20 protein-coding genes are annotated in these 17,687 nt (G+C 65.1%); 9 read left to right on the top strand and 11 right to left on the bottom strand.

What is annotated here, in order from left to right; all coding sequences use genetic code 11:
• Positions 1-39: 39 nt before the first annotated feature.
• Entirely contained in the window at positions 40-789 is a 750-nt protein-coding gene (locus tag MOE34_RS17250; protein ID WP_160787405.1) for a class I SAM-dependent methyltransferase, read from the bottom strand.
• A gap of 91 nt (positions 790-880) precedes the next feature.
• Between MOE34_RS17250 and gloB the strand changes: the two genes are divergently transcribed.
• Complete coding sequence (gloB, locus tag MOE34_RS17245) at positions 881-1,645, top strand: hydroxyacylglutathione hydrolase (protein WP_242218730.1); 765 nt, start codon at positions 881-883, stop codon at positions 1,643-1,645.
• Positions 1,646-1,648: 3 nt separating this feature from the next.
• Here the strand turns inward: gloB and yddG are convergent, their stop codons facing one another.
• Both yddG and MOE34_RS17235 read right to left on the bottom strand, forming a co-directional pair.
• Entirely contained in the window at positions 1,649-2,530 is an 882-nt protein-coding gene (yddG, locus tag MOE34_RS17240) for an aromatic amino acid exporter YddG (protein ID WP_160787403.1), read from the bottom strand.
• A 36-nt stretch (positions 2,531-2,566) separates the two neighbouring features.
• Positions 2,567-3,310: a DUF3108 domain-containing protein gene (locus tag MOE34_RS17235; RefSeq protein ID WP_242224115.1), complete on the bottom strand. Its 744-nt coding sequence runs from the start codon at positions 3,308-3,310 to the stop codon at positions 2,567-2,569.
• A gap of 291 nt (positions 3,311-3,601) precedes the next feature.
• Here MOE34_RS17235 and rpmB point away from each other — a divergent pair, with 291 nt between their 5' ends.
• Positions 3,602-3,892, top strand: coding sequence for a 50S ribosomal protein L28 (gene rpmB, locus MOE34_RS17230; RefSeq protein WP_064331573.1), 291 nt, complete (start codon positions 3,602-3,604; stop codon positions 3,890-3,892).
• A gap of 110 nt (positions 3,893-4,002) precedes the next feature.
• Positions 4,003-4,641: a VUT family protein gene (locus tag MOE34_RS17225; RefSeq protein ID WP_242218728.1), complete on the top strand. Its 639-nt coding sequence runs from the start codon at positions 4,003-4,005 to the stop codon at positions 4,639-4,641.
• 38 nt (positions 4,642-4,679) lie between these two features.
• Here the strand turns inward: MOE34_RS17225 and MOE34_RS17220 are convergent, their stop codons facing one another.
• From MOE34_RS17220 to MOE34_RS17205, 4 genes are read right to left on the bottom strand one after another with little or no spacing between them, the layout of a single operon-like run.
• Positions 4,680-5,708, bottom strand: a complete 1,029-nt coding sequence (locus tag MOE34_RS17220) for an esterase-like activity of phytase family protein (RefSeq protein ID WP_242218726.1) — start codon at positions 5,706-5,708, stop codon at positions 4,680-4,682.
• Positions 5,698-7,599, bottom strand: a complete 1,902-nt coding sequence (gene cobT, locus MOE34_RS17215; protein WP_242218724.1) for a cobaltochelatase subunit CobT — start codon at positions 7,597-7,599, stop codon at positions 5,698-5,700. Before cobT ends, MOE34_RS17220 begins: the two co-directional genes overlap by 11 nt.
• 16 nt (positions 7,600-7,615) lie before the next feature.
• Positions 7,616-8,614 (bottom strand): cobaltochelatase subunit CobS, encoded by a 999-nt coding sequence (cobS, locus tag MOE34_RS17210; RefSeq protein WP_160787399.1) that lies wholly within the window; start codon positions 8,612-8,614, stop codon positions 7,616-7,618.
• Positions 8,615-8,672: 58 nt separating this feature from the next.
• Positions 8,673-9,305: a J domain-containing protein gene (locus tag MOE34_RS17205; protein ID WP_160787398.1), complete on the bottom strand. Its 633-nt coding sequence runs from the start codon at positions 9,303-9,305 to the stop codon at positions 8,673-8,675.
• Positions 9,306-9,430: 125 nt separating this feature from the next.
• Between MOE34_RS17205 and MOE34_RS17200 the strand changes: the two genes are divergently transcribed.
• Positions 9,431-9,712, top strand: coding sequence for a BolA family protein (locus MOE34_RS17200; protein ID WP_242218722.1), 282 nt, complete (start codon positions 9,431-9,433; stop codon positions 9,710-9,712).
• On the opposite strand, the gene MOE34_RS17195 is transcribed toward MOE34_RS17200, so the two are convergent.
• Genes MOE34_RS17195 through MOE34_RS17185 form a run of 3 tightly spaced genes read right to left on the bottom strand, consistent with a single transcriptional unit; the run spans position 9,713 to position 12,323 of the window.
• Complete coding sequence (locus MOE34_RS17195; protein WP_242218720.1) at positions 9,713-10,606, bottom strand: transporter associated domain-containing protein; 894 nt, start codon at positions 10,604-10,606, stop codon at positions 9,713-9,715.
• Positions 10,603-11,730, bottom strand: a complete 1,128-nt coding sequence (aroB, locus tag MOE34_RS17190; RefSeq protein WP_242218718.1) for a 3-dehydroquinate synthase — start codon at positions 11,728-11,730, stop codon at positions 10,603-10,605. Before aroB ends, MOE34_RS17195 begins: the two co-directional genes overlap by 4 nt.
• 2 nt (positions 11,731-11,732) lie before the next feature.
• Entirely contained in the window at positions 11,733-12,323 is a 591-nt protein-coding gene (locus MOE34_RS17185) for a shikimate kinase (RefSeq protein WP_160787394.1), read from the bottom strand.
• A 130-nt stretch (positions 12,324-12,453) separates the two neighbouring features.
• Between MOE34_RS17185 and MOE34_RS17180 the strand changes: the two genes are divergently transcribed.
• The 5 genes from MOE34_RS17180 (at position 12,454) to MOE34_RS17160 (ending at position 16,531) form a co-directional block, all read left to right on the top strand.
• Positions 12,454-12,603, top strand: coding sequence for a hypothetical protein (locus MOE34_RS17180; RefSeq protein WP_242218717.1), 150 nt, complete (start codon positions 12,454-12,456; stop codon positions 12,601-12,603).
• On the top strand, positions 12,600-13,547 hold the full coding sequence (gene xerD, locus MOE34_RS17175) for a site-specific tyrosine recombinase XerD (protein WP_242218715.1): 948 nt from the start codon (positions 12,600-12,602) through the stop codon (positions 13,545-13,547). The genes MOE34_RS17180 and xerD overlap by 4 nt, the downstream gene beginning before the upstream one ends.
• Positions 13,548-13,623: 76 nt before the next feature.
• A complete protein-coding gene (locus tag MOE34_RS17170) occupies positions 13,624-14,577 on the top strand; it encodes an acetyl-CoA carboxylase carboxyltransferase subunit alpha (protein WP_160787392.1) in 954 nt (317 codons plus the stop codon).
• Positions 14,578-14,783: 206 nt separating this feature from the next.
• A complete protein-coding gene (locus MOE34_RS17165; RefSeq protein WP_242218713.1) occupies positions 14,784-16,286 on the top strand; it encodes a L,D-transpeptidase family protein in 1,503 nt (500 codons plus the stop codon).
• The gene (locus MOE34_RS17160) at positions 16,283-16,531 is read left to right on the top strand and encodes a sulfurtransferase TusA family protein (protein WP_242218711.1); all 249 of its coding nucleotides are present in this window, start codon (positions 16,283-16,285) and stop codon (positions 16,529-16,531) included. The genes MOE34_RS17165 and MOE34_RS17160 overlap by 4 nt, the downstream gene beginning before the upstream one ends.
• Here the strand turns inward: MOE34_RS17160 and MOE34_RS17155 are convergent, their stop codons facing one another.
• A complete protein-coding gene (locus MOE34_RS17155) occupies positions 16,532-17,677 on the bottom strand; it encodes a CobW family GTP-binding protein (RefSeq protein WP_242218710.1) in 1,146 nt (381 codons plus the stop codon).
• Positions 17,678-17,687: the final 10 nt, after the last annotated feature.

Genomic DNA, 17,687 nt, shown 5'->3' with positions numbered 1-17,687 from the left:
GTTCCGCTCTAGCGGGCGGCCCGGTTTTTGTCGAGGGGATCAGCGCGGCGGGCGTTCGCGCGTTGTCGGCACGCCCTGTGGCGCGAGCACCGGCACGAAGACGCGGCGCGAGGCGCGGGCGGCGACCGGCAGGCCCTGATAGAGCCGCTTCTGCGCCTCCACGACGATGACGCCGGAGAACATCGGCCAGAGCATGCGCCCCAGCCGCTCGAAGACGCCGCGCAGCTTCAGGACGCTGCGCAGCTTGGAGGGCGGGAAGAACAGCGCCTCTGCGCTGGCGCCGGGCGTAAAATTCGTCGCGCGCAGCAGCGCCGTGAGCTGGCCGCGCGAATAGGGCCGGCCGGAACCGAAGGGCGTATGCTCCATGCGCGCCCAGACGCCGCGCCGGTTCGGCACGACGATGACGAGGCGGCCGCCGGGGGCGAGAACGCGCCAAAGCTCCTTCATCGTCTCGCGCGGGTTTTCGGCGAATTCCAGCGAGTGGACCATCAGGATACGGTCGACGGAGGCATCCGGCAGCGGCAGTTCCTCGTCGAAGACGAGGGCCGTCGAGGACAGCTCGTTCGGCGGCCAGTTCACCGCGCCCTGACCGGCCGGCATGAAGGCGAAGGTGCGCTCGGTGTCGGCGCGGAAACGGTCGAGATAGGGCACGGCATAGCCGAGGCCGACCAGCCGCTCGTCGGGCAGGCGCGCCCAGAGCGAGGCGAGCGCCATGGCGATCGAATGATCGGCGAGGCGGCCGAGCGGCGAGTGGTAGAATTCGCGGAGGTCGACGATATCTGCATGCATGGACAGGATGTTAGCGATGGTCCGGTGGACTTCAAGGGCGATTGGCTTACATTTCCCCGCGACAGTCCGTCCGATGCATGAGGAATGTGCCATGGCCCCGCTGGAAATCGAACTCTTCGCCTGCCGCAGCGACAATTTCGGCGTGCTGCTGCACGATCCCGAAACGGGTGCGACCGCAAGCATCGATGCGCCGGAGGAAAAGCCGATCCTCGATGCGCTCGCCCGCCGTGGCTGGACGCTGAGCCACATCTTCACGACGCACCACCACGGCGACCACGTGGACGCCAATCTCGCGCTGAAAAAGCGTTTTGGCGCGACGATCATCGGTCCGGCGCGCGAGAGCATTCCCGGCATCGACCGCAAGGTGGACGGCGGCGACAGCTTCGATTTTGCCGGCCGACGGGTCGAGGTGATCGCGACGCCGGGCCATACGCGCGGCCATATCTGCTTCCACCTGCCGGAGGAAAAGCTGCTCTTTGCCGCCGATACGCTTTTCGCGCTCGGCTGCGGCCGTCTGTTCGAGGGCACGCCGGCGGATATGTGGGCTTCGCTTTCCAAGCTTGCCGCGCTGCCGGACGACACGATCGTCTATTTCGGGCACGAATACACGCTCTCGAATGCGCGCTTTGCCGTGACCGTCGATCCGCAGAACGCGGCGCTTGCGAAACGTGCCGATGACATCGAGGCGCAGCGGGCGAAGGGCGGTTTTACCGCGCCGACGACCATCGGGCTGGAAAAGGCGACCAATCCCTTTCTGCGCGCGGCGGACCCGGCAATCCGCCGTCATCTCGGCATAGAAAGGGCGGGCGACGCCGAGGTGTTTGCGGAAATCCGCGGGCGGAAGGACCGGTTCTGAGCGTCAGGCCGCAGCGGCCGCGCGTCTGCGGAAGATCATGTCCTTGGCGGCCAGAACCGCGCCGCCCGTCACCAGCAGGCAGGCCAGCGCAATGCTCCAGGACGGCTCGGCGAAGCCCGAGAGAATGAGAACCAGCGTCGAAAGCAGCGGCGCGGCGTAGCTGGCCGCGCCGAGGATTTGGATGTCGCCGTTCTTCACGCCGTAATCCCATACATAGAAGGCCGCGCCGACCGGCAGCAGGCCGAGGCCGGCGACGGCGAGCCATTCGAAGCCCGTCTGCGGCCAGACGGTGGTTTCGAGGCCCAGATGGCAGAGCAGCGAGAGGATCGCGGTGGCAAGGCAGAAGCCCGTCACCACATCCGTCGAGACCGCCTCGAAGCTGCGGGTCGCAAGCGAATAGCCGGCCCAGGTGAAGGCGCAGAGGAAGGCCGCGCCGTAGCCGACGAGATAGGCGCTGTCGAAGGTAACGCCGTTGCGCCCGACGATGAGCGCGGTGCCGCCGAGGCCGAGCAGCGTGCCGACCACATGGTTCCAGCGCAGCGTCTCGCCCGGCAGCAGCGCGGAGCCGGTGACGATGAGGAGCGGCCAGAGATAGGCGATCAGGCTCGCCTCGACGGCCGGTGCGTTGCGCAGCGCCGTGAAGTACAGGAAGTGATAGCCGAAGAGGCCGAGGATGCCGGTGATCCAGACCTTCGCCGGCTGTTTCAAGAGGCGCAGGCGCTCCGGCCGAGCGATCAGCACGGCGATGCCGGGCAGGCTGCCGATCAGGAAGCAGATGGCGGAGAGCTGGAAGGGCGGCATCTTGCCGGAGGCGGCGGTGAAGAGCGCCAGCAGCGCCCACATGAGGATCGCCGTAAAGCCGATAAGGGTCGCACGCATCTTCAAGGCCGATTACTCCGGTCTGCCGACCGGCAAGCCGCATCATCCCCCGAAGCGCGTGGCCGAGACGGTGACGGGGCCGAGCTTGGTCGGAATCCTCACATAGACCGGAGCATATACATTCGCCGCGTCCGCCTTGGCAAACCAGATTTCCATGGACTTCAGGTTGCGCAGGTACTCCACGTCCTCGCGGCCCTTCTTGTAGCCGGAGCGCGGCACGAAGCGGATGCCGCAGACGACGACCTCGCCCTCGAAGCCCTTGGTGGAATAGGGCTTGGTGCCCTTCGACGTCAGCTTCAGGTCCATGCGGGACTCGCCGTCGAAGATCGGCAGCGTCTTCGGGCAGATGCGACTGCCGGCGGGGATGATGAGACCGGAAATGGGGTCGAGCACGGCGCGCATGTCGGCGCTGGAGACCGGAACCCAGTTGTCCGGCTTCTTGCGCGCCGGCACCATGCTGGCATGCACGACATTGCCGTTGCGGAAGGTCACGTCGATGGCGCGGCCGCGCTTGCCGCTGCGATAGGTCACCGAATAGGAGGTGGCGCGCAGCTTGTCGCGGTTGACGATGCCGGAAACGGCGGTGGTGCCCTGCGTGCGGGCGAAGATATCGGCAAGGCCGGCGGAATGCAGGCTGCCGGAAATGGAGTAGCGGTTGCCGTTGAATTCCGAACGGAAGCTGGCGGTCGCCACCGGCAGGCCGGACAGGCGGATGCTGTAGTCGGTGCGATGCTGGACCTCGGCGGCGGCAAGCGGGCTTGCGCCGCCCGCAAGGGTGAGCGACATGGCCGCGCCAGCAATCCAACCCCGCCCGTTCATCTTCACGACTCCCATAGAGACGCTCCGCCTAGCCTGCCATTGCGGCGATTCTACGCCGTGGAAAATTCGTCATTCGTCTGCTATTGCCTGCAAATCATGACGTTTGGCAACTGAATTCCCGCTGAACGGCAGGTTTGGCTTGACGTCTGCGGCGAGTGTGACTATAGAACCGCGACTTTCCAAAAAGGCCAGACGGACTGCGGCCGGTTTCGGTGCCGGAAACGTATTGTCCTGTAACGAAGAAAAAATAGGTGTACCATGTCCCGTAGTTGCGAATTGACCGGCAAGGGCGTCCAGTCGGGCAACAATGTGAGCCACGCAAACAACAAGACGAAGCGCAAGTTCCTGCCGAACCTGTGCAATGTCACGCTGATTTCCGACGCCCTCGGCCAGCGTTTCCGTCTTCGCGTTTCCGCTGCTGCCCTGCGCTCGGTCGAGCACCGCGGTGGCCTCGACGCCTTCCTCCTGAAGGCCGAAGAAAACGAACTGTCGATGCGCGCTCGTCTGCTGCGCCGCCAGATCGCCAAGAAGACCGCTGCTGCTGCTTGATTTCAGGCAACAAGCCGGACGTTTTCATTGAGGCTTGCCCGTCTCCGGGCAGGCATCAATGCTATGTCTAAATCGTTACTCCAACTGGTGGCATCACCCAGGATAAAAAAATGCTCGCGAACCGCGTTACCCTTCTCTATGTCCTCCTGATGACGGCTGTCGTCGTCGCCTCCAACGTGTTGGTGCAGTATCCGCTTTCGGGTACGCTCTTCGGCATCAATCTCGGCGACCTCCTGACCTACGGCGCCTTCACCTATCCCGTCGCCTTCCTCATTACCGACCTCACCAATCGCCAGTTCGGCCCGCGCATCGCGCGCCGCGTCGTGGCCGTCGGTTTCCTCGTGGCGGTGCTGTTCTCGATCGGCGCTTCCACGCCGCGCATCGCGATTGCCTCCGGTTCGGCCTTCCTTGCCGGCCAGTTGCTCGACATCTCCGTCTTCAACACGCTGCGCCGGCAGACCTGGTGGCGCGCGCCGCTGATCGCCTCGCTGATCGGCTCGGTGCTCGACACGATGATCTTCTTCTCCTTCGCCTTCGCGCCGTTCCTGTCCGTCTTCGGCCCGAACGACCCCTTCGCCATCGAATGGGCGCCGGTGCTCGGTGTCTTCACGACGGAAGCGCCGCGCTGGATTTCCTGGGCGATGGGCGATTTTTCGGTGAAGGTTCTCGTCGGCCTCGTCATGCTGCTGCCCTATGGCGCGCTGATGAGTAGGCTGAAGCCCATGCCGGGCGTCGAGAAGACGGCCTGACGAAAGAAAGGAAAGCCGCCCCGACAGGAGCGGCTTTTTCATTTCAGGCGGAATTCCAGCATCAGGTTTCGCTGGAGGATAGAGTGGTTGTCGTCGGAAACGACGATGATGCGGATATCGTCCTCTGCCATCGCCACCACGTCCATCCCCTCCATATTGTCGATCTGCTGGCTGAGATCGGCGTCGATCAGCACCTCGCCGTCGACGACCGCGCCGGGACGGATCGTGTCGCCGGCAATGCGGCGGATACGCATGCCCATGCCACTCGCCAGGCTGAAGCGGCGTTCGAGCAGCAGGAGATCGCCGTTCGGCAGAAAGGCGCCGTCGGTGATGTCCCAGGGATCGTCCCGCTTGACGGCGAAGAGGCCCTTGCGCGGACCTTCCAGCACGGCGGCGAAGATGTTGCCCTCGGCGTCGAGGCTGCGTTCCGTGACGGCGACCGGCGTTGCCCCGAGGGGACCCGTCGCCGGCGACATGGCCAATGTCTCTATGCCGCGGTTGATGCGCATCTCGTGCGGATCGAAGGGAAAGCGCAGGCGTCGCTTCGGTTTGGCCTCCATGAAGCCGGGATCGGGATAGGCGTCGATGCGGTGCATCACCTCGAAGCTCGTGAGCAGTTCGCCCTTACGGATGGCAAGGCCCTCCGCGTCCATTCTGAACTTGCGGTTCCCGTCCCGTCCGTTCTTGTCGAACATGGAGCGGATCTCGACGCCGGCAAGGCCGCTCAGCCGGCCCTCCGCGTCGCGCTCGACGCGGCCCGTCAGCCAGTGCCCGGTATCGAGCACGGCGACGAAATGCTGCCCGTCTTCGCGCAAGCGGATGGCGGAGATGGAGCCGAGCAGGGGGTTGCCGGAGGAATAGGCGATGCCGCCGAGGAATTCCAGTTTGCCGAAGACGCGCTGGTCGGAGCCTGTCACGAACTGGGAGAAGGCGCGGCTGGTGACGGGAACGTCTTCCGCTGCGGCGGGGCGGCCGAGCGGCAGGAACAGCAGGGCGGAAAGGACGATGGCGGCGAGGCCGCGCAGCGAGCTGGCGGCCTGCCGCGTGGCCGCTCTATCAGCCCGCACGACGCCGGCCGGCCGGGCGACGGGCGGTGCTCTCGTCGGCGAAGAGCGAGGCGAGCTGTTCGGTCATGGCGCCGGCCAGTTCGTCTGCATCGACGATGGTGACGGCGCGGCGATAGTAGCGCGTCACGTCATGGCCGATGCCGATGGCGAGAAGCTCGACCGGCGAGCGCGTCTCGATCTGTTCGATGACGGCGCGCAGGTGCCGTTCCAGATAGTTGCCGGGGTTCACCGAGAGCGTCGAATCGTCGACCGGCGCGCCGTCCGAGATCATCATCAGGATGCGACGCTGCTCGGGGCGGGCCAGCAGACGGTCATGCGCCCAGATCAGCGCCTCGCCGTCGATGTTTTCCTTCAGCAGGCCCTCGCGCATCATCAGGCCGAGATTGCGCCGTGCGCGCCGCCACGGGGCGTCGGCGCCCTTGTAGACGATGTGGCGCAGGTCGTTGAGGCGGCCGGGCGATTGCGGCTTGCCGCCGGCGAGCCACTTTTCGCGCGACTGGCCGCCCTTCCAGGCCTTGGTGGTGAAGCCGAGGATTTCCACCTTCACGCCGCAGCGCTCCAGCGTGCGGGCAAGGATATCGGCGCAGGTGGCGGCCACCGTGATCGGCCGGCCGCGCATGGAGCCGGAATTGTCGATCAGCAGCGTTACCACGGTATCGCGGAAGGTCGTGTCCTTCTCGCGCTTGAAGGAGAGCGGCTGCATCGGATCGATGATGATGCGCTGCAGGCGGGCGCTGTCGAGATAGCCCTCTTCGAGGTCGAATTCCCAGGCGCGGTTCTGCTGCGCCATCAGGCGGCGCTGCAGGCGGTTGGCAAGGCGGCCGACCGCGCCCTGGAGATGGGCGAGCTGCTTGTCGAGGAAGGCGCGCAGGCGGTCGAGTTCCGCTTCGTCGCACAGTTCCTCGGCGGTGATCGTCTCGTCGAATTCCTGCGTGAAGACGCCGTAATCGACCTTCTCGTTGAAATCCGTGAAGGGCTGGTTCGGGCGGCGGACTTCGCCGGGCTTTTCCGTGTCGTCGCCGTCGTCCTCGACGAGATCGTCGTCGGAGATTTCCGCGCCGTCCATCTCGCCGTCGTCCATCTGTTCGTCGGACGTCTCGTTCTCGTCGGCGGGCGCGCTATCGTCGCCGGCGTCTTCCTGGCTGTTGTTGTCTTCCTGCTCGTCGCTGCGCGGCTGGTTCTCGTCCTCGGGCGTTTCCGAATCGTCCGGCTCGGTCTCGTCCTCGCCGTACTGTTCGGCGACGTTCATCGAGGCCAGCATGTTGCGCACGACGCGGGAGAAGGCCTGCTGGTCGTTGATGGAGGCCGAAAGGCCTTCCATGTCCTTGCCGGCCTTGTCCTCGATGAAGCTGCGCCAGAGATCGAGCACCTGTCCTGCCGAGGCCGGCGGGGCCTGCCCGGTCAGTTTTTCGCGCACGATGAGCGCGACGGCTTCTTCCAGCGGGGCATCGGCCTGACGGGTGATCGCGGCGAAATTGGCCTTGGCGTATTTCTCCGTCAGCATGACGTTGAGGTTCTGCGCCATGCCGTGCATGCGGTTGGAGCCGATCGCCTCGACGCGCGCCTGTTCGACGGCGTCGAAGATCGCGCGGGCATCGGCACCCTGCGGCGACATGGTCGCGTGGATGCGGGCGTCGTGGCAGGCCTTGCGCAGCGCCATCGAGTCGCCGAGGCCGCGCGTGAGCGCGACTTCGGCCGGCGAGGGACGCTTGGATAGTTCCGGCAGGCGGATGCGCTCGCCGGTCATGCCGGGGCGCTCGTTGGCGAAGGAAACCTCCACCTCCGCATCGCCCGAAACGGCGCGCACGCAGCCCGTCACCGCGCGGCGGAACGGTTCCATATCCACCACGCCGCCGGGTCTCGGCTTCGAATTGTCTCCGCGAGCTGCCATGCGCTTCACCTTGCCGTCAGGCAGTCGCTTCCAGGACGATGTTGGCGGCGCTTTCCTTCAGCTCGATGCCGAAGGCGCGCTGGTAAAGCTCGGCCACCAGCGTGCGTTCCAGTTCGTCGCACTTGTTGAGGAAGGTGACGCGGAAGGCGAAGGCGATATCGCCGAAGATTTCCGCGTTTTCCGCCCAGGTGATGACCGTGCGCGGGCTCATCACGGTCGACAGGTCGCCGTTGATGAAGGCGGCGCGGGTGAGGTCGGCGACGCGCACCATGCGCGAGATCGTCTCGCGGCCGTCCTTGCCGGCGGCGAGGCGCTTCACCTTGGCGGCGACGATGCTCACCTCGTTGTCGTGCGGCAGGTAGTTCAGCGTGGTGACGATCGACCAGCGGTCCATCTGCGCCTGGTTGATCTGCTGCGTGCCGTGGTAGAGGCCGGTCGTATCGCCGAGGCCGACGGTGTTGGCCGTCGCGAACAGGCGGAAGGCGGGGTGCGGGCGGATGACGCGGCTCTGGTCGAGCAGGGTCAGGCGGCCGGAGGATTCCAGCACGCGCTGGATGACGAACATCACGTCCGGGCGGCCGGCGTCGTATTCGTCGAAGACGAGCGCGACATTGTGCTGGTAGGCCCAGGGCAGGATGCCGTCCTTGAATTCGGTGACCTGCAGGCCGTCCTTGACGACGATGGCGTCCTTGCCGACGAGGTCGATACGGCTGACATGGCTGTCGAGGTTGACGCGAACGCACGGCCAGTTGAGGCGGGCGGCGACCTGCTCGATATGGGTCGACTTGCCGGTGCCGTGATAGCCGGAGACCATGACGCGGCGGTTATGGGCAAAGCCTGCGAGGATGGCGAGGGTCGTTTCGCGGTCGAACAGGTAGTCCGGGTCGAGGTCCGGAACGTAGGCGTCCGCCTTGGAATAGGCCGGGACCCGAAGGTCCGTATCAATGCCGAAAACCTCCCGTACGGAAACAGTGGTGTCCGGGAGGTTGGAAATATCGAGATCCATCTTGCTCATCACGTCTCCGCGGGCGGCGGGGTCGCCTCCACCCAAATGTCTTGTTGCCGGCACTGCTCTAGCAGAAGCCGGCCTGCTTTAACAATTGATATGCTTGGATGACCGCGCGAAAACGCTCTTCCGAGCCTCTATCTCCGCCATTTGCATCCGGGTGATGCTTTTTGACAAGCGTTTTATAGGCGGACTTGATGTCCTCGGTCGTCGCATTGGCCGAAAGGCCGAGCGTATCGAAGGCCTTGGCCTCCAGTGTCTTCAGCTTTCGCGCACGGGGCTCCATCTGGGGCCGGCGGCCCTTGCCCTCGTTGAAGAAGCCGAAGGGGTCACGGATGCGCTGGTTCGCCCCGGCCGTGCCGGAGCGTGCGGTGCCCTGCGCCGGGCCGTTCTTGGCGGCCTTGTTGACGCCGATGGTCCAGGTGGGGCGATGACCGGTGATCGCCTCCTTCTGGTAGCGCGCGATCTCGCCGTCGGACAGGCCCGAGAAGTAGTTGTAGCCCTTGTTGTATTCCTTGACGTGCTCGAAGCAGAACATGAAATATTGCCCTTCGGCATTGCGGCCGACGGGGGCGCGATGCACGGCATTCTCCTCGCAGCCGTCCCACTGACAGGTCGGCGCGGAACGTTCGGGACGCTCCACGCGCCGCTTCGTGCGGATGCGGTCGAAGTATTTGGAATCGAGTTTCATGGCGCACATTATGGGGTCCCGGAGGGCCTGCAACAAGAATTGACAAAGCGGATTGTTGCTGGCTTTGTGGGACTATTTTTCTGCGTCGCGGCCCCGCATTTCCGGCCGCCGAAGGTTTTGTCCAAGGTTCTCCAATGTCCATGAAATCCAGCATGACCGGCAAGCTCGAAGCTGCCTTTTCGCCCGAACGCCTCGACGTCATCAACGAGAGCCACCTGCATGCCGGCCACCAGCCGGGTTTCGACGGCGAAGGCGAGACGCATATGCGCATCCGCATCGTCTCCGCGGCATTCGCCGGCATGAGCCGCGTGGCGCGCCACCGGGCGATCAACGAGGTGGTGAAGGCGGAGCTGGACGCAGGACTGCACGCGCTTGCCGTCGAGGCGGCGGCGCCCGGCGAGCCGACGCGCTGGTAGTTATCTTTTCGGCTGTTCCGGTTCCGCCGGGCGGATACGCAGTCTCGTGATGCGGTTCTTCACCCGCTTCATGACGATGAAGCGCTTGCCGTGGAAGGTGAAGGCCTGCCGCTCTTCCGGGATGGATTTCGACTCGTGGATGACGAGACCCGCGATGGTCGTCGCCTCCTCGTCCGGCAGGTTCCAGGTGAAGGCGCGGTTGAGGTCGCGGATCGTCACGCTGCCATCGACGACGAGCGAACCGTCCGCCTCCTGCCGCACGCCTTGCATGTCGACAGCGGTCTCGTCGGAGATGTCGCCGACGATCTCCTTCAAAATGTCCTGGAGCGTCACGACGCCCTGCACCTCGCCATATTCGTCCACGACGGTGGCGAAATGCTCCTGCCGGCGCAGGAAGGCGGCAAGCTGTTCCTTCAGCGTCGTCGTGTCCGGCACGAACCACGGTTTCTCCGCGACCTTGGTAATGTCGAGGTTCTTCGGCTCCATGCCGGGTTCGATGAGCGCGCGCAGCAGATCTTTGGCGTGCACGACGCCGACAATGTTATCGACCGTGCCGGCCCAGAGCGGCATGCGCGTATAGGGACTTTCCAGTACGGCCTTGACGATCTCTTCCGGCGGATCGCCGGCGTTGAGCGCGCGCATGGCGGTGCGGTGGATCATGATGTCGGAGACTTCCAGCGCCTCGAGGTCGAGGCCGTTGCCGGCCTTGTCCCGGTCGGGTTTTGCGTTGGCGCTATCTCGGGCGGGTTGGCCGGGGCGGCGCTCGACCTCCGTCTCGCCCGCCTTCTGCCGCGCGCGCCAAACATAGGCGAGGGCGGCGATGATCAGGCCGAGGGCGAGAACGATCCACAGCCAGAGATGGGGCGCGAACGCGGCGGGCGCATCGCCGGTCATTTCGGGAGCTTTTCCTTGAGGAAGGCGACGACTTCGGATTGCGGCACGTCATCGGCGACAAAGGACTGGCCGATGCCGCGCGTCAGGATGAAGGTGAGCTTGCCGGCCTTGACCTTCTTGTCCTGCGCGATGGCGTCCATCAGCGTTTCGGCCGGCGGCAGGCCGCCCGGGATCTCGCCCATCGCAGTCGGCAGGCCGACCTCGCGCAGATGCGCCTCGACGCGCCTGCCGTCGTCGGGGCTGCACAGGTTCATCCGGGCGGAGAACTGGTGGGCAAGCACCATGCCGATGGAGACGCCCTCGCCGTGGACGAGGCGGGCGCTGTCGTACTGCGTTGCCGCTTCCAGCGCATGGCCGAAGGTGTGGCCGAGGTTCAGGAGGGCGCGCTGGCCGTTCTCGCGCTCGTCGGCGGCGACGACATCGGCTTTCGCCTGGCAGCTCGTGGCGATGGCCGTAATGCGAGCTTCCCCGCCGGCAAAGACGTCGCGCCAGTTCTTCTCCAGCCAGGCGAAGAAATCGGGCTTGTCGATCAGGCCGTATTTGGCGACTTCCGCATAGCCGGCGCGGAATTCGCGCGGCGAGAGCGTATCGAGCACGTCGGTGTCGGCGAGCACGAGATCGGGCTGGTGGAAGACGCCGATGAGATTCTTGCCGTGCGGCGAGTTGATGCCGGTCTTGCCGCCGACGGAGGAGTCGACCTGCGCCAGAAGCGAGGTCGGCACCTGGATGAAGCGCGAGCCGCGGCGCACGATGCCGGCGGCAAAACCCGTGAGGTCGCCGATGACGCCGCCGCCGAGCGCCACGACGGCATCGTTGCGCTCGATGCGGGCGGCGAGCACGCTGTCGCAGACGCTGATCAGGTGCTCGAAGCTCTTGGTCTTCTCGCCGGCCGGCAGCACGAGCGAGACGGCGTCGATACCCTCCGCCTTGAGGGCGGCCATGAAGCCGTCGAGATAGAGCGGGGCGACATGCGCATCCGTGATGACGGCGATCTTGCGGCCCTTGAGGCGGCTGGCGATCTTGCGGCCGGCCGAGGCGATGAGGCCGGGGCCGATCAGGATGTCGTAGGAGCGGTCGCCGAGGTCGACCCGCACGGTGCGGCGGGCGAAGGCATTGGCAGTCATGGTCATCTCGTCTGGTTTCTCGGGCCGGCGGCGGTGATCGCGGCGAGCACCTCCTCCACCATGGTTTCCTTCTTCACGTCGCGCGACATCACGGTCAGATCGGCTTCCGCATAGATCGGGTAACGGGCGTTCATGAGGTTTTCGAGCGTCTGGCGCGGGTTTTCCGTCTTCAGCAGCGGTCGCGTGTCGCGCTTGTTGACACGTTCCCAGAGCACATCGAGATCGGCATTGAGCCAGACGGTCAGCCCGCCGCGCTTGATGTGCCTGCGGGTGTTCTCGTTGATATAGGCGCCGCCGCCCGTCGAGACGACGCGCGGGCCGGAACGCAGCAGGCGCTTGATGACGCGGGTTTCCAGTGCGCGGAATTCTGCCTCGCCATAGGCGGCGAAAAGATCGGTGATCGACATGCGCGAGACGCGCTCGATCTCATGGTCGGAATCGACGAAGGGAACGCCGAGCGCCTGCGCCGTCATGCGGCCGATCGCCGATTTGCCGGCGCCCATCAGGCCGATCAGCACGAGGTTGCGCTTGCCGAGCGCTGCGCGGGCCTGCTCGGCGAGCGTGGGAGGGGCCTGGTCGATCAGCTCGGTCATTGCGTTTTCCGGGGTTTGTCTCCTTTCCGTATCGACAAAAGCGCCGGAAGCGTCAAGCCTGCCGAAGGCGCCATCCCTTGCGCTCGGCCTGTGGCGAGGCGATATAGAGGGTGTCATCCCGGAGAATGCCATGCCCAGCCTGTTCCGATTCCTGTTCGTCTGCGCCATGATCGCCGGGACGATCTATGGCACGATGGTGGCGCTCGTCACCTTCGTGGAACCGATGGAGCGGGAGGTGACGATCCGCATTCCCTCCGAGCGGGTGAACCCGCAGCCATGAGGGATCCATCCGCGCTACAGGTCGAGTCCTTTCTCGAAATGATGAGCGCCGAGCGCGGCGCGGCGACCAACACGCTGCAATCCTACGAGCGGGATCTAGAGGATGCGCGCTCCTTTCTCAACGAGCGCGGCGTGCGTCTTTCCGAGGCGGTGCCGGACGACCTGCGCGCCTATCTCGGCCATCTTGCGAAACAAGGTTTTGCCGCCTCCTCGCAGGCCCGGCGGCTTTCGGCGCTCCGGCAATTCTTCAAGTTCCTTTATGGCGAGGGACTGCGCGGCGACGATCCGACCGGCATTCTCGATGCCCCGAAGAAAGGGCGTTCGCTGCCGAAGACGCTGAGCGTCGACGACGTCACGCGGCTGATCGCCCGGGCGGAGACCGAGGCGATGGAGCCGGGCGGCAATCTTCTTCTCAAGCGGCGCCTGCATGTGCTGGTCGAACTCCTCTATGCGACGGGCCTGCGCGTCAGCGAGCTGGTGTCGCTGCCGGCAAGCGTGCTGGCGCAGACCGGACGGTTCCTCGTGGTGAAGGGCAAGGGCAACAAGGAGCGCATGGTGCCGCTGTCGCGCGCTGCCGTTTCGGCGCTGGAGACCTACGGCGAGGCGCTGGCGGCGGACATCGGCGACGATCCTGCGGCCGGCGATTTCCTGTTCCCGGCGCAAAGCAAGGAGGGCTATCTGCCGCGTCAGGTCTTTGCCCGCGACCTCAAGGCGCTGGCCGGGCGGGCGGGTATAAGGGCCTCGACGCTCTCGCCGCATGTCCTTCGCCACGCTTTCGCCAGCCACCTGCTCCAGAACGGGGCGGACCTGCGCGCGGTGCAGGAACTGCTTGGCCATTCGGACATTTCCACGACACAAATCTATACGCATGTGCTGGAAGAACGGCTTCACCAGCTCGTTCAAACCCATCACCCCCTTGCCAAACAGGCAAAAAAACCGGATTAGGACCCCTCCGCTTGCGACCGGCCTCTTGGCCGACGACAGTCAGCGCGGTTTGAGCAAACGATCGGAAACGCATCTCATGCACAACTACCTCGATTTCGAAAAGCCCATCTCGGATCTCGAAGGCAAGATCCACGAGCTTCGCAAGCTCGCCGAAGAAGATGAGAGCATCGACACGACGGACGAGGTCGGCCGGCTTGAAATCCGCGCCCGCGAGGCGATGGCGGACATCTATTCCAAGCTGTCGCCCTGGCAGAAGACGCAGGTCGCGCGCCATGCGCAGCGTCCGCATTTCGTCGATTACGCCGCCCAGCTCTTCGAAGAGTTCACGCCGCTCGCCGGCGACCGCAAGTTTGCCGAGGACGAGGCCATCCAGGCCGGCCTCGGCCGCTTCCGCGGCGAAGCCGTCGCCATTATCGGCCAGGAGAAGGGCAACGACACCAAGTCGCGCCTCAAGCACAATTTCGGCAGCGCCCGCCCGGAAGGATATCGCAAGGCGATCCGCGTCATGGAGATGGCGGATCGTTTCGGCCTGCCGATCATCACGCTGATCGATACGGCCGGCGCCTATCCGGGCATCGGCGCGGAAGAGCGCGGCCAGGCGGAAGCCATCGCCCGCTCCACGGAAATGTGCCTCAATGTCCGCGTGCCGATCGTCTCGGTGGTTCTGGGCGAAGGCGGTTCGGGCGGCGCGATCGCGATCGCCACGGGCGACCGCGTCTACATGCTGGAACATGCGATCTATTCCGTGATCTCGCCGGAAGGCGCGGCCTCGATCCTCTGGCGCGATTCCACCCGCGCCAAGGAAGCGGCGAGCAACATGAAGATAACGGCGGAGGACCTGAAGGCCCTCGGCGTCATCGATGGCATCATTCCCGAGCCGGTCGGCGGCGCGCATCGCGATCCGGCCGCCGTCATCGGCCGCACGGGCGACGTCATCGCCTCCGCACTCAAGGACCTTTCGGCAAAGCCGGGCGACCAGCTTCGCAAGGACCGTCGCCAGCGCTACCTCAATATCGGCCGCCAGCTCTGAGCCTGCGGCGATTGGCGGCGGCGCCTGCGCGCCGCCGTTGCCAAATCTCGGCCACAATCCTTGTGTCTGAAGCGTGAGCGGAGTTCCGGCAGCCTCGCGAAAGAATTCCCGGTTAAGAATTTATGAAGTATAAGCCGGTTACGACTGCCCGTCCCGCCTGCCGGCGCGGCGGAGCGCGATCTGACGATTGTTGACGGACCCTGGGAATGCGCCTGAAACTTCTTGCCGCTCTATCGCTTCTTGCCGTGGCCGCCGCAGGCTGCACGAACGAGACGCTCGACACGTTCGACAAGGTCGATGTCGATATCACCAAGGTATCGAGCAAGACCGGCTATCAGCTTTCGCCGGCCGTGCTGAGCAAGCTCTCCAGGATGAACATCGACCGGTCGTCGCCGATCATGCTGCGCATCCTGAAGGAAGAAGGCCGGCTGGAAGTGTGGAAGGCCGACCGCGCGAACCGCTTCCAGCTCGTGCGCAACTACAAGATCTGCGCCTGGTCCGGCAAGCTCGGCCCGAAGACGAAGGAAGGCGACCGCCAGGCGCCGGAGGGCTTCTACCCGCTCTCGCGCGGGCAGATGAACCCGAATTCGAGCTATTATCTCGCGATCAACACCGGCTTCCCGAATACCTACGACCGCGCCAACAAGGCGAGCGGCACCAATCTGATGATCCACGGTGCCTGTTCCTCGTCGGGCTGCTATTCGATGACCGACGAGCAGATGGTGGAGATCTTCGCCTTCGCGCGCGACGCCTTCGACGGCGGCCAGAAGGCGGTCCAGTTGCAGGCGTTTCCTTTCCGCATGACCGCGGAGAACATGGCGCGCCACCGCGACAATCCGAACATCGAATTCTGGAAGATGCTGAAGGTCGGCTGGGATCATTTCGAGATCACCAAGCGCCCGCCGGAGGTGAATGTCTGCGAGGGCAAGTATGTCTTCAACCAGCAGGCCGACAAGCCGTTCTCGCCGGCCGGCGCCTGCCCCGCGATGACGACGCCGTCGTCGCTGGACGTCGCGCTTTCGAGCTATAACAAGACCTATGCCACGGCCTATTCCAAGGCGATGAGCAAGTATCAGGGCACCGTCTGGGTGGAGCCGTCTGAAGCCCAGCGCAAGGCCCTCGTCGCCGACCAGCGCAAGGGCCGGGAACTGGCCTATGCGCCGACGGGCAACTCCCTTGATGCCGGCAAGCTGCTGACGGAACGCGAAATCGAGGCGCAGAAGCAGAAGGCCGAAGAAGCCGAGAAGCGGAAGATCGAGGCCGAGGAACGCGCCAGGCAGGCGGTCGAGCAGGCCAAGATCGATGCCGAGCAGGCGAAGGTCAAGGAAGCCGAAAACCTTGCGGCCGACGTCGCCGCAGAGAAGGTGGAAAAGCAGGCGCGGGGTGCGGGCGCTCTGCCGGTGCCGGAGGAAAATCCCGGCATGCAGACCGTCGAGGTGCCCGAAAAGAAGCCCTTCTGGAAGCTGTGGACGGCCAAGGAAGAAGCGCCGGCCAAGGCCGCACCTGTCGAAACCGTGACGCAGCAGGCGGAAGAGGCGAAGCAGGATGCCGGGACGCAGCCGCGTAAGGAAGCGCGGAACCCGGCGGCCGGGACGGTGGAGAAGCCGGCGGAAAACGCCGTCGTGACGCCTGTGCCGGAAGAAAATCCGACTGTCGCGGTCGTCGAGCAGACGCCGAAGAAGCCCTTCTGGAAGTTCTGGCAGAAATGACCTCGGCCCGCGCGCAAGACGAGGCCGAAGTCTACGATCTGCGTGGGCTGAAATGCCCGCTGCCGGTGATGAAGACGCGCAAGCGCCTTTCGACGATGCCGGCCGGCTCGGGCCTCTGGGTCGAGACCACCGATCCGTTGGCGGTGATCGACATTCCCCACTTTTGCCATGAGGACGGCCATGTGCTGGAAGCGAGCGAGCGCGTCGAGGCCGGCCACCGCTTTCTGATCCGCAAGACGGCCTGATTACAGCTTGAAACCCGGTATGGCGAGCGGGTTGTCCGCGAGCGCCGCCCTGTCCGGGCGGTCAATCCGCGGTGTTCCGGTGAAGGCATCGAAGAGATCGCGCACGAAGGCTTCCGGCAGGTCCTTCGTGATCAGCACCAGGCGCGTGCGGCGCTCGGCGGCTTCCGGCCATGCGGCAAGCCGTTCCGGCGGATGGAAGACGCTCTGCACGCCATGCAGCACCAGAGGGCGATCCGGGTTGTTCGACATCAGGACGATGCCCTTCATGCGCAGAAGCTTCTCCCCATGCGCCGAGCGCAGCAGGTCGATGAACATGTCGAGCGCCATGGGATCGATCGGGCTATCGTGCACGATGCTGAAGGAGCGGATCGTGGCATCGTGGCGTGTCACGTCATGGGCGTGCCGGTGGTCGTGGTGATGCTCATGATCGTGGCTATGACTGTGGCCGTGATCGTGGTGATGATGGCCGTGCGCCTCGTCGTGCAGCCAGCGGCGGACATCCGGTATCTTGCTGCCGGGATCATAGAGACCGTTGGCAAGCAGGTCCGGGCCGGCGAGGCCGGGCATGTCGACGTCGGAGATGGTGGCGCGCGGGTTGAGCGCTGCGATTTCGCGCCGTACGGCGTCCAGCGTCGTGGCATCGGCAAGGGAGGCCTTGCTGATCAGCACACGGTCGGCGACGGCAACCTGCTTGACGGCTTCGGGATGATTGGCGAGCGTCGAGAGGCCGTTGACGGTGTCGACCACGGTGATCACGCCGTCGAGGCTGAAGGAATGGGCAAGGATCGGATTGCCCATGACTGCCTGGAGCACCGGTGCCGGGTCGGCAAGACCGGTCGTTTCGATCACCACACGCTTCAGCGGCTGGATCTTGCCGGTCTGCATGCGGTCCATGAGGTCGGCGAGCGTATCGACCAGCTCGCCGCGGATCGTGCAGCAGAGGCACCCGTCGGCAAGCTCGATGATGCCGTCGCCGGATTGCTCGACCAGCAGGTGATCGATGCCCACCTCGCCGAACTCGTTGATGATGACGGCCGTGTCGGTCAGCGCCGGGTCCTTCAGAAGCCGGTTGAGCAGGGTCGTCTTGCCCGCGCCGAGAAAGCCGGTCAGCACGGAAACCGGCACGCGCCGCTCAGCGAGGGTCATGGCTCTTCCT

This window comes from Shinella zoogloeoides (genome assembly GCF_022682305.1).
GTDB classification, from domain to species: Bacteria; Pseudomonadota; Alphaproteobacteria; order Rhizobiales; family Rhizobiaceae; genus Shinella; species Shinella zoogloeoides_B.
Note: the sequence above shows the minus strand (reverse complement) of the source record. Positions and strands in the feature narration are given on the sequence as shown.

Coding starts and splice junctions, on each gene's coding strand:
- MOE34_RS17250 (WP_160787405.1), bottom strand. CDS start 789: ATGCATGCAGATATCGTCGACCTCCGCGAATTCTACCACTCGCCGCTC.
- gloB (WP_242218730.1), top strand. CDS start 881: ATGGCCCCGCTGGAAATCGAACTCTTCGCCTGCCGCAGCGACAATTTC.
- MOE34_RS17235 (WP_242224115.1), bottom strand. CDS start 3,310: ATGTCGCTCACCCTTGCGGGCGGCGCAAGCCCGCTTGCCGCCGCCGAG.
- rpmB (WP_064331573.1), top strand. CDS start 3,602: ATGTCCCGTAGTTGCGAATTGACCGGCAAGGGCGTCCAGTCGGGCAAC.
- MOE34_RS17225 (WP_242218728.1), top strand. CDS start 4,003: ATGCTCGCGAACCGCGTTACCCTTCTCTATGTCCTCCTGATGACGGCT.
- cobT (WP_242218724.1), bottom strand. CDS start 7,599: ATGGCAGCTCGCGGAGACAATTCGAAGCCGAGACCCGGCGGCGTGGTG.
- cobS (WP_160787399.1), bottom strand. CDS start 8,614: ATGAGCAAGATGGATCTCGATATTTCCAACCTCCCGGACACCACTGTT.
- MOE34_RS17205 (WP_160787398.1), bottom strand. CDS start 9,305: ATGTGCGCCATGAAACTCGATTCCAAATACTTCGACCGCATCCGCACG.
- MOE34_RS17200 (WP_242218722.1), top strand. CDS start 9,431: ATGTCCATGAAATCCAGCATGACCGGCAAGCTCGAAGCTGCCTTTTCG.
- MOE34_RS17195 (WP_242218720.1), bottom strand. CDS start 10,606: ATGACCGGCGATGCGCCCGCCGCGTTCGCGCCCCATCTCTGGCTGTGG.
- aroB (WP_242218718.1), bottom strand. CDS start 11,730: ATGACTGCCAATGCCTTCGCCCGCCGCACCGTGCGGGTCGACCTCGGC.
- MOE34_RS17185 (WP_160787394.1), bottom strand. CDS start 12,323: ATGACCGAGCTGATCGACCAGGCCCCTCCCACGCTCGCCGAGCAGGCC.
- MOE34_RS17180 (WP_242218717.1), top strand. CDS start 12,454: ATGCCCAGCCTGTTCCGATTCCTGTTCGTCTGCGCCATGATCGCCGGG.
- xerD (WP_242218715.1), top strand. CDS start 12,600: ATGAGGGATCCATCCGCGCTACAGGTCGAGTCCTTTCTCGAAATGATG.
- MOE34_RS17170 (WP_160787392.1), top strand. CDS start 13,624: ATGCACAACTACCTCGATTTCGAAAAGCCCATCTCGGATCTCGAAGGC.
- MOE34_RS17165 (WP_242218713.1), top strand. CDS start 14,784: ATGCGCCTGAAACTTCTTGCCGCTCTATCGCTTCTTGCCGTGGCCGCC.
- MOE34_RS17160 (WP_242218711.1), top strand. CDS start 16,283: ATGACCTCGGCCCGCGCGCAAGACGAGGCCGAAGTCTACGATCTGCGT.
- MOE34_RS17155 (WP_242218710.1), bottom strand. CDS start 17,677: ATGACCCTCGCTGAGCGGCGCGTGCCGGTTTCCGTGCTGACCGGCTTT.